This is a genomic window from Dyella sp. 2RAB6, assembly GCF_052115385.1.
In the GTDB taxonomy this organism is placed as follows: Bacteria; Pseudomonadota; Gammaproteobacteria; order Xanthomonadales; family Rhodanobacteraceae; genus Dyella_D.
Genome location: NZ_JBFRGP010000029.1, coordinates 1 through 13,325, shown reverse-complemented (window position 1 = coordinate 13,325; position 13,325 = coordinate 1). Strand labels below are relative to the sequence as shown.

Below are 13,325 nucleotides of genomic sequence, written 5' to 3'. Positions count from 1 at the left end.
AGACGGAATCTGGACACCTTCTGCGGCAGGGTGGGCGTCGTCGTTGTCCCCGCCACGACGCCCCTCTTCATGGCTACCGATTTCGCCAGTTTCTGGAACGACCAGCCGTTCGGCCGCCTGGGCATCACGGTGGCGATCGCGCTGGCGCTCGCCTTCGTGCTGCGCCGCGTGGCGCGCACGGTGCTGCGGCGGCTGGCGCACCGGCATCCGGCGGCCTACGCCATGGTCAGCCGCGCCAACGCGCCGATGGAATGGCTGGTGCCGCTGCTGACCGTGGCCGTGGCGCTGCGCGTCACGCCCGAGGTGGACGCGCTGCGCTGGATCGACGGCCTGCAGCACCTGCTGCTGGTGGCGCTGATCGCCACCGTCACCTGGCTGGTGGTGCGCTGCATCGGCGCGCTGGAAGACCTGGTCATCCGCCTGCACCCGCTGGACCTGGCGGACAACCTGCGCGCTCGCAGCGTGGTCACCCAGGTGCGCGTGCTGAGCCGCTCGACCATGGTGCTGTTCATCCTGGCCGGGCTGGCCGCGGTGCTGATGACGATCCCCGGCGTGCGCCAGTTCGGCGCCAGCCTGCTGGCCTCGGCCGGCCTCGCCGGCCTGGCCCTGGGGCTGGCCGCCAAGCCGGTGCTGAGCAACCTGATCGCCGGCCTGCAGATCGCCCTGGCCCAGCCGATCCGGCTGGACGACATGGTGATCGTGAAGGGCGAATGGGGCCGCATCGAGGAGATCACCGGCACCTACGTGGTAGTGCGCATCTGGGACGAGCGCCGGCTGGTGGTGCCGCTGAACTGGTTTATCGAGAACCCGTTCGAGAACTGGACCCGCCGCAGCGCCCAGCTGATCGGCACGGTGTTCCTGTGGGTCGATTACCGCCTGCCGCTGGCGCCGCTGCGGGCCGAGCTGGAGCGGCTGTGCCGCGAAACCAGGGAGTGGGACCGCCGCGTCTGCGTGCTGCAGGTGGTCGAGGCCGGCGAGCGCGCCATGCAGCTGCGCGCCCTGGTCAGTTCGGCCGATTCGGGCCAGGGCTGGGACTTGCGCTGCCGCATCCGTGAAGGGCTGATCGCCTTCGTCCGGCGCGAGTACCCGGACTGCCTGCCGCTGACCCGGATCGACTGGCCGCCCGGGCGAGAGCATCAGCCGGCCAGCGGGCCGATGCAGGGCCCGGCGGACGGTTAGCCGGGAGGCTGCGGGTCATGAAACCGCAGGCCCTTGCGCCTGTCTCACCCTGCAGGCGCCCGGCCGTGGCGCGAACGGGTTCGCGGGCCGCGCACGGGCGCATCGACGCCCGTCCGCCCACCCGCTATAAAGACCCTCCGAGAGGGGAGTGTTCGGTGAGTGAAGAGATTCTGATCAATGTGACGCCGCGCGAAACCCGCGTCGGCGTGGTCGAAAACGGCATGCTGCAGGAAGTGCATGTCGAGCGTGCCTCCCGCCGCGGCTACGTGGGCAATGTCTACAAGGGCCGCGTGCAGCGCGTGATGCCCGGCATGCAGGCGGTGTTCGTGGATATCGGCCTGGAGCGCGCAGCTTTCCTGCATGCCTCCGATATCGTGCGCCCGCCGTTGCCGGTGGCCGCCGAGGGTGCCGAGGCGGTGGTGGTGCCGGCCGGCAATGGCCATACGCCATCCATCAGCGAGCTGGTGCACGAAGGGCAGGAAATCATCGTGCAGGTGGTCAAGGACCCGATCGGCACCAAGGGTGCGCGGCTGTCCACCCACCTGTCGATTCCCTCGCGCTACCTGGTGCTGCTGCCGCAGGCGCGCACGCTGGGCATTTCCGCGCGCATCGAGGACGAGGCCGAGCGGCAGCGCCTGAAAGAGGTGATGACCTCGCTGATCGGCGAAAACCCGCTGGGCTACATCGTGCGCACCAACGCCGAGGAGCAGACCGCCGAGTCGCTTGCCTTCGACGTCACCTACCTGGGCAAGGTGTGGCGCGTGGTGCAGGAGAACATCGCCAAGTCCAAGATCGGCGAACGCGTCTACGAGGAACTCTCGCTGCCGCTGCGCAGCCTGCGCGACATGCTCAACGACGATATCGAGAAGGTCCGCGTGGATTCGCGCGAGACCTACGAGAAGGTCGTGAAGTTCGTGCACAAGTTCATGCCGAGCCTGGACGACCGCATCGAGCATTACTCGGGCGAGCGGCCGATCTTCGACCTGTACGGCGTGGAAGACGAGATCCAGCGCGCGCTGCGCAAAGAGGTGCCGCTGAAATCCGGCGGTTACCTGATCGTCGACCAGACCGAGGCGATGACCACCATCGACGTCAACACCGGCGGCTACCTCGGCACGCGCAACCTGGAAGAAACCGTCTACCGCACCAACCTCGAAGCCGCGCAGGCGGCCGCGCGCCAGCTGCGGCTGCGCAACCTCGGCGGCATCATCATCATCGACTTCATCGATATGACCGACGAGGAACACAAGCGCCAGGTGCTGCGCATGCTGGAAAAAGGCCTGCTGCGCGACCACGCCAAGACCACGGTGTATCCGATGTCCGCGCTGGGCCTGGTGGAGATGACGCGCAAGCGCACCACCGAGAGCCTGGAGCGCCAGCTGTGCGAGCCGTGCCCGGCCTGCGGCGGCCGCGGCACGGTGAAGACCGCCGAGACGGTGACCTACGAGATCTTCCGCGAGATCACCCGCGCGGTGCGCCAGTTCAATGCCGAGAAGCTGCTGGTGATGGCCAGCCCCAAGGTGGTCGGCCGCATCCTCGAAGAGGAGTCCGTGGCGGTGGCGGAATTGGAGGAGTTCATCTCCAAAAGCATACGCTTCCAGCCCGAAGAGCATTATTCGCAGGAACAGTTCGATGTGGTTCTCCTTTAGTTCACCGCGCGGCGAGAGCCGCCGGTGAACGTTTCCCTGCGCCATCGCCTGCAGCGGATCGCTCGCGCGCTGGGCTGGGTCCTGGGCGTGGCCGTGATCAGCCTGGCGGTGCTCGCCGGGCTGATCCAGCTGCTGCTGCCGACTCTGGCCAGCCATCCGCAATGGGTAGCCGCGCAGCTCAGCCGGGTGCTGGAGCGGCAGGTGTCGTTCACCTCGCTGGAAGGGCGCTGGGAAGCGTCCGGGCCGCTGTTCCTGATGCGCAACACGGTGGTGGCGGCGGGGCCGGGCGAGAGCCCGCTGAGCATTCCGGAGACCGAGTTGAAGCTGGACCTGGGCGGCTGGCTGATGCCTTCGCGCCACCTGGTCAACCTGCGCGTGCGTGGCATGCAGCTGGATCTTGCGCGCGGCAAGGACGGCAGCTGGCACATCAACGGCATCGGCGTGGCCGGCGGCGGCGTGCGCCAGGATCCTTCGTTCGGCCGGCTTTCGGTCGAGCTGTGGCTGCGCGACCTACGCCTGGATATCGCCGACGAAACCACCGGCAAGCACTACGCGCTGCTGGCCAGGCAATTGCGCGTGAGCCGGCAGGGCGGGCGCGTGCGCGTCGGCGCGATCCTGCAACGCGAAGGCGTGGCGGGCGAGTTGCGCGGCGCGGGCAATTTCCGCGAGGACGGCGCCGATGGCCGGCTGTGGATCACCGGCAACAAGATGGACCTGCATGCCTTCACCGCGGGCGTGGACCTGGGCGGCTATACGGTGGACAGCGGCAACGGCACCTTCTCCAGCTGGCTGGACTGGCGCGACGCGAAAGTGGTGCGCAGCCTGGCCCGCGTCGACCTGGACGGGCTGGCGCTGACCAACCCCGACGGCCGCCAGGCGCGCGTGGCGGCGCTGCACGCGCTGGGCGACCTGCACAAGACCGATCAGGGCCTGCGCGTGCGCTGGGGCGCCGACGACGGCGGCGCGCTGGCGCTGGACGTGCGCAACGGCAGCGACGGCCATGCCGACGAGGCACTGATCGCCGCGCACGACCTGCAGCTCGACGCGCTGGCGCCATGGGCGGCGCTGAAGCCGGAGCTGTCACCCGGCATGGCGCAATGGCTGGGCAGCGGCAAGCCGCGCGGCAAGCTCGGCAACGTGGCGCTGCGCTGGACGCGCGCCGACGGCCTGGCCAGCGCGAACGTCGGTTTCAGCGGCCTGGGCATCGACGCGGTCGGCAAGCTGCCCGGCATCGATCATCTCGACGGCACCCTGCGCGGCGACGCCGGCGCAGTGTCGATCGAGCTGCCCGCGCAGGCCACCGTGCTGCGCTTCCCGCATACCTTCCGCAAGCCGTTCGTGCTGTCGCGCCTGGGCGGCGCTGTCGCGCTGTGGCATGAAGACGGCGACTGGCATCTCGGCATCGAGCCGCTGGACTTCGACGGCGAGGGCTTCGGCGGCAATGCGCGCGGCGAGATCCGCCTGCACGACGCCGGCGGACGTCCGTTCCTCGATCTGTACGCCGTGCTCGATCACATGGACATGGAAGCGGCCAAGCTGTTCTGGCCGATCGACTCGATGTCGCCGCAGGCGATCGAATGGCTGGACCGCGCGCTGGTCTCCGGCAAGATCGAGCGCAGCGACCTGCTGGTGCGCGGCGATCTGAAGGACTGGCCGTTCCACACCAACGAAGGCCGCTTCGAAGCGCGCGCCGACATCAGCGGGCTGAACCTGGATTACGGCAAGAGCTGGCCGCGCGCCGAAGGCATCAACGCGGTGGCCAGCTTCGTCAACAACAGCATGCTGGTGGAAGCCAGCGGCGGCGACTCGCTCGGGGTGAAGGCCGAGCGCGCGGTGGCGGTGATTCCCGATCTCGCCCACACCGTGCTGGACCTCAACGTGCACGGCTCCGGCAGCGGCGCCAGCCTGATCGATTTCGTCAAGCACAGCCCGATCGGCAGCCGCCAGGTCGATGCGCTGAACAAGCTGAGCCTGGGCGGGACCGGCAGCTTCGATTTCCATCTGTCGCTGCCGATGAAGGACTCCAAGGACTTCTTCCTGACCGGCAGCGCCGACCTGAAGAACGTCGACCTCAACGCACCGGACTGGAACCTCAAGGTCGACAACATCAGCGGCCCGGCCAGCTTCGATGCGCATGGCTTCCATGGCGGGCCGCTCGATGCCACGTTTCGCGGCCAGCCATCCAGGCTGGACATCGCCATCGCGGCCGCCACCGGGCGGCCGGACACCGAGCTCTCCGCGCGCCTGAGCGGCCGCTACGGCATGGCCGAGCTGGTGCAGGGGCTGTCCCAGCTCGATTGGCTCAAGGACGTCGCCAGCGGCCGCAGCGACACCACCGTCGGCTTCGACATCGTGCGCCAGGACACCGTGGCAAGCCCGGCGCAGCTGTTGACCCTGGACACCAACTTCACCGGCATGGCGCTGGATCTGCCGGCGCCGCTGAAGAAATCCGCCGAGGCCAGCCTGCCGACGCACCTGGCGCTGACCTTGCCGGTGTCCGGCGGCGACTTGCAGATCGCATTGGGCCAGGCGATGCGCCAGCGCTTCCGCCTGCCCGACGACAAGCGCCCGCTGGCGGCGACTTTCAACTTCGGCACGCGCATGCCCGACACCGTGCCGGACAAGGGCATCCGCGTGCGCGGCCGCGCCGCGCGCATGGACGTCACCGGCTGGGTGCAGCGCGCGGCGGCCGGCAGCAGCACCGGCGGGCCGGGGCTGGAGAGCATCGACGTCAGCGCCGACCAGGCCGAGGTGTTCGGCCACGCGTTTCCGTCCATGCGCATCCAGGCTGCGCCCGAAGGCGGCCAGTTGAACGTGGACGTGGACAGCGCGGATATCGTCGGCCGCTTCGTGGTGCCGACCGCCGACCTGGACAAGCGCGGCGTCACCGCGCGGCTGCAGCGCTTGTACTGGCCGAAAACCAGCGGACAGGCCGGCGACGCCAAGAACAACGATCAAGCCAGGCCCGATCAACCCAGAACCGATCCGGCCAACACCGGCATCACCCCCTCCGCGCTGCCGCCGTTCCATCTATGGGTCGGCGACTTGCGCTTCGGCGAATCCAAGCTGGGCGAGGCGCGCCTGGAAACCTGGCCGACCGACCGCGGCATGCATATCGACCAGCTGCGCGCCTTGTCGCGCAGCGTGCAGATCAATGCGAGCGGCGACTGGGACGGCACCGCCAGCAATAGCCACAGCCATCTGCGCATCGACTTCGCCGCGGAAAGCCTCGGCGACATGCTCGGCGCCTTCGGCTTCGCCGGCATGTTCAACGGCGGCAAGACGCGCGCGCACCTGGACGCGACCTGGCCCGGCGCGCCGTCGGCGATGGAGCTGGCCAGTATGGACGGCAAGCTGGGCATGCAGGTCACCGACGGCAGCATCCCCGAAGTCGCGCCTGGCGTCGGCCGGCTGTTCGGCCTGATCTCGCTGGTGGAACTGCCGCGCCGCCTCACCCTCGATTTCGGCGACGTGTTCGGCAAGGGCCTGGCCTTCGATTCGATCAGCGGCGACTTCGTGCTGGCCGACGGCAACGCCACCACCAACAACCTGGCCATGCGCGGCCCGGCGGTGGAGATCACCATCAAGGGCCGCACCGGCCTGCGCAGCAAGGACTACGACCAGCAGGCGCTGGTGATCCCGCACGTCGGCAACAGCTTGCCGATCGTCGGCGCGGTGGTGGCCGGGCCGCTGGGCGCGGCCGCGGGCTTCGTCGCGCAGGGCTTGCTCGGACGCGGCCTCAACCGCGTGGCCAGCGCGCGTTATCACATCGGCGGCAGCTGGGATAAGCCGGATATTTCGCTGGTGGAGAAGAAGAACCTGTCCGCCGCGGAAGCCGCCTCCGCCGCTCCCGCACCGGCGGCGCCGGTGCCCGCGCTACCGGCGCCGGCGAGCAGTTCGGCGCGCTGAGCGCCGCTCAACGTTGCTCGCTCAGGAATCCGCGCGTTCCGCAGGCTCGGTGCTGCCGCGGAACGGGAACAGCTGCTGGCGCACGAAACCGTCCGGCATGTAGTCGCCGACCACGCCGTACTTCTCCGGGAATTTCCTGGTCGATTTCACCGCGGTGCCGAACAGGTAATCGAGGAAGGCGTAGTGCGCCGCGTAGTTCTTGTCGATCGCCTCGTCGTCGGAGGCGTGATGCCAGTGGTGGAAATTCGGCGTCACCACCAGGTACTTCAGCGGGCCCCACGGCAGATGCACGTTGGCGTGATTGAACACCGCCTGGAAGCCGACCACGATGATGTAGGCATTCATCACGCCTTCGCTGAAGCCCAGGATGTACAGCGGCGCCAGCACGCATACGCGGGTGAAGATCAGCTCCAGCATGTGCTGGCGCGAGCCGGCCAGCCAGTCCATGGTTTTCACGCTGTGGTGCACCGCGTGGAATTTCCACAGGAACGGCACCTCGTGGTACGCGCGATGCGTCCAGTACTGCGCCAGGTCCGCCACCAGCACGCACAGCAGCAGCTGCGGCACGAACGCGATATCGCGCACGGTCTGCTGGAACTGGCTGCTGACCAGCCAGCCGAACAGGTGATGCAGCAGGAAGTTCACCACCAGCAGCGCCAGGCCGACGATGAAATGATTCACCGCGAAATGCTTGAGGTCGGTCTGCCATTCCTTGCGAAAGATCGACTGGCCCTTGTACAGCGGGAACAGCTTCTCGATCACCACGAAGATCAGCGTGGAGCCGAGCAGGTCCAGGATGAACCAGTCCAGCCCGATATACGGCGTGTGATCCGGAAAGTTGCCCACCGGCACGCGCGAGCCACCCAGCGCGGTGGCAGCCACCACCAGCACGAAGGCCACGATATTGATATTGCGCAGGCGGCCCAGGATGACGTTGCCGAGCGAAATACCGCCGGCGATCAGCAGCGCGCCGAGCAGCAGCTGGCGCAGCAGGTCCACCGAATACTTGTGGCGCAGGTCCGGCGTGGTCAGGTACTGCGGGAAATGGAAAGCCAGCACGCCGAGCAGGCTGAGAATGCCCAGCGACAACGCCAGCACGCTGCTGATCTTGCCCAGGCCCGGCTTGAGCTCGCCATCGCGATGCAACAGCTCGCGGGTGTCTTCCAGCGGGGCTTTGAGAGTGCGGTCGATGACCTTGTTGGCCAGCTCGCGTTTGGAGGTGTCGCTCATCGGTGGTCCTTCACGTGGGGCGCCGGCAGTTCCGGCCAGCCTGGAGCATGGTAGCCGGCTGGCGCCCGGCCCGCTTTAAAGGCGTGGCCGCGGTCCCCACTTGCTACAGTCTGCGTCCCATCGAACAGGCTACGACCTCATGGATTCATTGATCGCCCAGGCCGAGCGCCGCCTCCTGGCGCCGGGCGGCCTGGCCGCCGCCGACCTCGACCGCGTGTTCGCCCAGCTGATGGGCCCGTCCATCGATGCCGCGGACCTGTATTTCCAGCATTCGCGCAGTGAGTCGTGGATTCTGGAGGAGGGCATCGTCAAGGACGGCAACCACTCGATCGAGCAAGGCGTGGGCGTACGCGCCATCGCCGGCGAGAAGACCGGTTTCGCCTATTCCGACGAGATCGTGCTGCCGCAGCTGCTGGACGCCTCGCGCGCCGCGCGCGCGATCGCCCAGGACGGCAATGGCGCCGGCAAGCCGCTGGCGCTGCACGGGGCGCGGGCGCTGTATCCGGCGATCGACCCGGTGGAAAGCCTGCCCAACCCCGACAAGATCGCCCTGCTGCGCGAGGTGGACGCCTACGCGCGCTCGCGCGACCCGCGGGTGAAGCAGGTGATCGTCAGCATCGCGGCGGTGATGGACACCATCCTGGTGGCTTCCTCCGACGGCACCCTGGCCGCCGACGTGCGCCCGCTGGTGCGCCTGAGCGTGCAGGTGATCGCCGAGCAGAACGGTCGCCGCGAGCAGGGCCACTCCGGTGGCGGCGGCCGCTACGGCTACCGCGAGCTGATGGAAAACGGCCGCGCCCTGGCCTTCGCTGACGAGGCGGTGCGGCAGGCGCTGGTCAACCTGGACGCGGTCGACGCGCCGGCCGGCAGCATGACCGTGGTGCTCGGCCCCGGCTGGCCCGGCGTGCTGCTGCACGAGGCGATCGGCCATGGCCTGGAAGGTGATTTCAACCGCAAGGGCAGCTCCGCCTTCGCCGGCCGCATCGGCCAGCGCGTGGCCGCGCCGGGCGTCACCGTGGTCGACGACGGCACGCTGCCGGGCCGCCGCGGCTCGCTGAGCATCGACGACGAAGGCACGCCGACCGAATGCACCACCCTGATCGAGGACGGCATCCTCAAGGGCTATATGCAGGACAAGCTCAATGCGCGCCTGATGGGCATGCAGCCCACCGGCAACGGCCGCCGCGAATCGTTCGCGCAGCTGCCGATGCCGCGCATGACCAATACCTACATGCTGGCCGGCCAGCACGACCCGCAGGAGATCCTCCGCTCGGTCAAGCGTGGCTTGTACGCGGTGAACTTCGGCGGCGGCCAGGTCGACATCACCAGCGGCAAGTTCACCTTCTCCGCCAGCGAGGCCTACCTGATCGAGGACGGCAGGATCACCGCGCCGGTGAAGGGTGCCACCCTGATCGGCTCCGGCCCGGACGTGCTGACCCGCGTGTCGATGATCGGCAACGACCTGGCGCTGGACGAAGGCGTCGGCGTGTGCGGCAAGGACGGGCAGAGCGTGCCGGTGGGCGTGGGCCAGCCGACCTTGCGGGTGGATGGGATGACGGTGGGCGGTACGGCGTCCTGACGCCGGCTCGCGTTCGGTGAAAAAAAGGGCGCCCCGGGGCGCCCTTTTTTTCTGTCGTTCAAGCTCGCTCAGCTCGGTTCTGCTTCGCCGCCGCTGGCTTCGGCTTCGTCACCGCCCGCGGCGGCCAGTTCCTTCAGCAACTGGAAGATCTCGCGATACGCGCGCGGCGGCTTGTTCTTGTCGCGTTCCAGCCGCGCCTGGCGCAGCAGCGAGCGCAGGTGCTGGCGATCGAGCTGCGGGTAGGTGGCGATCAGTTCCGGCAGCGCGCTGTCCTCGTCGGCGATCAGCTTGTCGCGCGTCGCTTCCAGGCGATGCATCGCCGCGGTTTCCTGGCGCTGCCGCTCGCGGTTCTCGCCGAGCGCGGCACGCACGCCGTCGAATACCTCGGCGTCGTGCTTGCGCATCACCTTGGCGAGGAAGCCCATCTGGCGCTTGCGCGCGATGTGCGAGGTGATCTTGCGCGTGTACTCGATCTCGCGCAGCACGTCCTCCGGCAGGTCGAGCTTGGCCAGGCGGCTGGGCGGCAGGTCGAGCAGCTGCTGGGCCAGTTCGAGCACGGCCAGCGCATCGCGGCGCTGCTGCGTGCGCGTCGGGCCGTAGTCGTGGTCGGGGTCGTCGGTGTAGTTACGCTTCACGGGTTCGGTCTCTTGATACGTCAGTGCGCGGTGACGGCCGCGCCGATGGCGATGCCGGGTTCGGCGCGTTCGAGCGCGAAGCGCGGCACGGTCTGGCCGTCCACCTGCACGGTTTCGCAGAACATCGCCGCGGGGCGCACCCACAGGCCTTGTTCGCCGTACAGCGCCTGGTAGACCACCAGCGTTTCCATGGTTTCGCTGTGGCGGGCGGTGCCCAGCACGCGGTAGGGCTGCCCTTTGTAGTGACGGTAAAGGCCGGTCTCCGGCACCATGGCGCTTTTCTCCGCGGCGAGGGCTTTGCATTGGCCGCGGTGCCCCCAACTCGGGAGGCCGCGGTTCTGGATGACAAGTCGAGATGACATTTCGAGATGAAATGAGCCGCGTATTCTACCCGTCAGCCTTCAGGAAGCCCATGTGAGCGCGATCCCCGTTCCCTCCGACCGCAGCCAGCAGGACCTCGACCGCCTCGCCGATCTCGCCCAGGACGTCATCCGCCGCGCCCGCGCGGCCGGCGCCAGCCAGGCCGAGGTGGCCGCCAGCATCGACACCGGGCTCAGCGTGAACGTGCGCCTGGGCGAAGTGGAGACGGTGGAGCACACCCGCGACCGCGGCTTCGGCCTCACCGTGTACTTCGGCCAGCGCAAGGGCTCGGCCAGCACCGCCGACCTCAACCCCGACTCGATCCAGGCCACCCTGGACCAGGCCTGCGCGATCGCCCGCTACACCGAGGAAGACCCCGCCGCCGGCCTGGCCGACCCCGCGCGCATGGCCACCGCCTTTCCGGACCTGGACGTGTGGCATCCGTGGGCGCTGGATACCCCGGCGGCGATCGAGCTGGGCCAGCGCATCGAAGCGGCCGGCCGTGCGCACCAGGGCATCACCAATTCGGAGGGCGCCAGCGTGCAGGCCGGCGAGGGCCTGTCGGTGTACGCCAATTCGCACGGCTTCGTCGGCCGCGAGCGGGGCACCCGCCATTCGCTGTCGCTGTCGCTGATCGCCGGCGACGAGGACGGCATGCAGCGCGACTACTGGTACGACAGCGTGCGCAGCGCCGACGATTTCATGAGCGCGCAAGCACTCGGCAGCCGGGCCGCCGAGCGCACCCTGGCGCGGCTGGGCGCGCGCCGCCTGTCGACCCGCCAGAGCCCGGTGCTGTTCGCGCCGGAGCTCGCGCGCGGGCTGATCGGCCATCTGGTCGGCGCGGTCAGCGGCGGCGCACTGTACCGCCGCGCCAGCTTCCTACTGGATCACGCAGGCAAGCAGGTGATGCCCTCGTGGCTGCGCATCGTGGAGCGGCCGTTCCTGCGCCGCGGCCAGGGCTCGGGCGCGTTCGACGCCGAGGGCGTGGCCACCCGCGACAGCTCGCTGATCGAGGACGGCGTGCTGGCGCGCTACGTGCTCGGCAGCTATTCGGCACGCAAGCTGGGCCTGGAATCCACCGGCAACGCCGGCGGCATCCACAACCTGATCGTGGAGGCCGGCGCCGCCGACCAGGGCCGCGACGACTTCGACGGCATGCTGCAGCGCCTGGGCACCGGCCTGCTGGTGACCGAGGTGATGGGGCAGGGCGTGAACACCATCACCGGCGACTATTCGCGCGGCGCGTCGGGCTTCTGGGTCGAGAACGGCCAGATCGCCTACCCGGTGGAGGAGATCACCATCGCCGCCAACCTGCGCGAGATGTACCTGGGCATCCAGGCGGTGGGGACGGACGTGGACCCGCGCTCGCATCTGCTGACGGGGTCGATTCTGCTCGACAAGATGACCATCGCCGGCGAGTGAGCTTGAGCCCCTCTCCCACTGGGAGAGGGGTTGGGGTGAGGGTACGGGCGGAGTGGGGGCGCCTCACTCCGCCCGTACTCTCATCCGGCTGCCGCCACCTTCCTCGCTCCTCCACGCGAAGAGGGCACAGGGTGTAGTGGTCTAATCACCTTGGACACCGAGATAGGTCAAACTGACCATCGAGGTGAATCATGGGACGCAAAGAGATCAACGAAGCCCTCAAGGCCCAGGCGGTAGCCATGGTCGTGTCGGAGGGTTTGTCCGTCCGGCAGGTATGCGAGTTGTTGGGCGTGGGCTCTACGGCGGTGCGCCGTTGGGTCGATCAGTGGCGAGTGGAGCACGAGGGTCCGCCGCCCACGCCCGAGCAGGTCAACGCCGATCAGCGGCGCATTCGCGAGCTGGAAGCCCAGGTTTCCCGGTTGGAGGGGGAGCGTGAGCTGCTAAAAAAATCCATCGCCTTCTTCGTGCGGGACAACGATCGGCGCACGCGCTGATCGACGCACTGAAGGAGGCCTATCCCGTCAGCGATCTTTGTCGGGTGATGGAGGTGTCGCGCAGCAGCTACTACGCGGCGCGTCACCGACGCGGACGGGTCCGCCTGGATAGGCAGGAGCTGGCGCAAGTGCGCCAGCTTCATGCAGCCAGCCGGCATAGTTACGGCAGCCGCCGCATGGCGTGCGAACTGTCCCGTCGAGGTACCCCGGTGGGGCGTCATCGGGCACGCACGCTGATGCGTGCGGCCGGTGTCTGGGCCCATGCGAAGCGACGGCACCGCTACCGGCCGGCCGGATCGGCGGCCATCACGGCGCCCAACCTTCTGAACCGGCAGTTTCAGCCGGCGCAACCGAACCGCGTCTGGGCGGGCGATGTGACCTATCTGCCGACCCGGCATGGCTGGTTATACCTGGCCATCGTGGTGGACCTGTACGCAAGAAAGGTGGTGGGATGGGCGTTCTCCCGACAGGCAGACGCCACCCTGGTCACCGATGCCTTGACCCAGGCCTGGCGTACCCGTCGACCGTTCACGGGCCTGCTGTTCCACTCCGATCAGGGCACGACCTACAGCAGCGATCGCTTCACCGCAGCATTGGGCCAGTACGGCATGGTGCAGAGCATGAGCCGTCGCGGCAACTGCTGGGACAACGCGGTGGTCGAACGGGTGTTTCGCAGCCTGAAGCACGAATGGGTCAGCGGGCAGGTCTACCCCAGCCATGAAGAGGCCCGCCGCGACGTCACCGCTTACCTGAGCTTCTACAACCATCGCCGATGGCATGCTGCCATCGGCCAACGCATACCAGCCGTCGTGGACGCGCTGGCGTGCAGAACTCCTATCGGAGTGTCCAAAGTGGGTTGACCACTACA

Annotated in this window: 9 protein-coding genes; 6 read left to right on the top strand and 3 right to left on the bottom strand. The window is 68.4% G+C overall.

What is annotated here, in order from left to right; all coding sequences use genetic code 11:
- Positions 1 to 69: 69 nt before the first annotated feature.
- The 3 genes from AB4083_RS21500 (at position 70) to AB4083_RS21490 (ending at position 6,737) form a co-directional block, all read left to right on the top strand.
- Positions 70 to 1,179: a mechanosensitive ion channel family protein gene (locus tag AB4083_RS21500; protein ID WP_441610555.1), complete on the top strand. Its 1,110-nt coding sequence runs from the start codon at positions 70 to 72 to the stop codon at positions 1,177 to 1,179.
- A gap of 155 nt (positions 1,180 to 1,334) precedes the next feature.
- The gene (gene rng, locus AB4083_RS21495) at positions 1,335 to 2,828 is read left to right on the top strand and encodes a ribonuclease G (protein WP_441610554.1); all 1,494 of its coding nucleotides are present in this window, start codon (positions 1,335 to 1,337) and stop codon (positions 2,826 to 2,828) included.
- 24 nt (positions 2,829 to 2,852) lie between these two features.
- Positions 2,853 to 6,737: a YhdP family protein gene (locus tag AB4083_RS21490; protein ID WP_441610553.1), complete on the top strand. Its 3,885-nt coding sequence runs from the start codon at positions 2,853 to 2,855 to the stop codon at positions 6,735 to 6,737.
- Positions 6,738 to 6,758: 21 nt separating this feature from the next.
- On the opposite strand, the gene AB4083_RS21485 is transcribed toward AB4083_RS21490, so the two are convergent.
- Complete coding sequence (locus tag AB4083_RS21485; RefSeq protein WP_441610552.1) at positions 6,759 to 7,967, bottom strand: sterol desaturase family protein; 1,209 nt, start codon at positions 7,965 to 7,967, stop codon at positions 6,759 to 6,761.
- A 139-nt stretch (positions 7,968 to 8,106) separates the two neighbouring features.
- On the opposite strand from AB4083_RS21485, the gene tldD reads away from it, so the two are divergent.
- Positions 8,107 to 9,546, top strand: coding sequence for a metalloprotease TldD (gene tldD, locus AB4083_RS21480; RefSeq protein WP_441610551.1), 1,440 nt, complete (start codon positions 8,107 to 8,109; stop codon positions 9,544 to 9,546).
- A gap of 68 nt (positions 9,547 to 9,614) precedes the next feature.
- Here tldD and yjgA read toward each other — a convergent pair whose 3' ends face one another.
- Together yjgA and AB4083_RS21470 are read right to left on the bottom strand one after the other, a co-directional pair.
- Entirely contained in the window at positions 9,615 to 10,181 is a 567-nt protein-coding gene (gene yjgA / locus AB4083_RS21475) for a ribosome biogenesis factor YjgA (protein WP_441610550.1), read from the bottom strand.
- Positions 10,182 to 10,201: 20 nt separating this feature from the next.
- Positions 10,202 to 10,453 carry a DUF1653 domain-containing protein gene (locus AB4083_RS21470; protein WP_441610549.1) on the bottom strand — a complete coding sequence of 84 codons (252 nt, stop codon included), beginning with the start codon at positions 10,451 to 10,453 and terminating at the stop codon, positions 10,202 to 10,204.
- Positions 10,454 to 10,595: 142 nt separating this feature from the next.
- Between AB4083_RS21470 and pmbA the strand changes: the two genes are divergently transcribed.
- Both pmbA and AB4083_RS21460 read left to right on the top strand, forming a co-directional pair.
- Positions 10,596 to 11,963, top strand: coding sequence for a metalloprotease PmbA (gene pmbA / locus AB4083_RS21465; RefSeq protein ID WP_441610548.1), 1,368 nt, complete (start codon positions 10,596 to 10,598; stop codon positions 11,961 to 11,963).
- A 191-nt stretch (positions 11,964 to 12,154) separates the two neighbouring features.
- Positions 12,155 to 13,317, top strand: a protein-coding gene (locus AB4083_RS21460) for an IS3 family transposase (protein ID WP_441610547.1) whose coding sequence is annotated in 2 segments (ribosomal slippage) — positions 12,155 to 12,404 and positions 12,404 to 13,317 — 1,164 coding nt in all. Because the reading frame shifts where the segments join, the coding sequence is not laid out codon by codon here.
- Positions 13,318 to 13,325: the final 8 nt, after the last annotated feature.

What these genes read in the sequence shown, in the direction of transcription:
- AB4083_RS21485 (WP_441610552.1), bottom strand. Translation starts at nt 7,967, where the DNA reads ATGAGCGACACCTCCAAACGCGAGCTGGCCAACAAGGTCATCGACCGC.
- tldD (WP_441610551.1), top strand. Translation starts at nt 8,107, where the DNA reads ATGGATTCATTGATCGCCCAGGCCGAGCGCCGCCTCCTGGCGCCGGGC.
- AB4083_RS21500 (WP_441610555.1), top strand. Translation starts at nt 70, where the DNA reads ATGGCTACCGATTTCGCCAGTTTCTGGAACGACCAGCCGTTCGGCCGC.
- AB4083_RS21470 (WP_441610549.1), bottom strand. Translation starts at nt 10,453, where the DNA reads ATGGTGCCGGAGACCGGCCTTTACCGTCACTACAAAGGGCAGCCCTAC.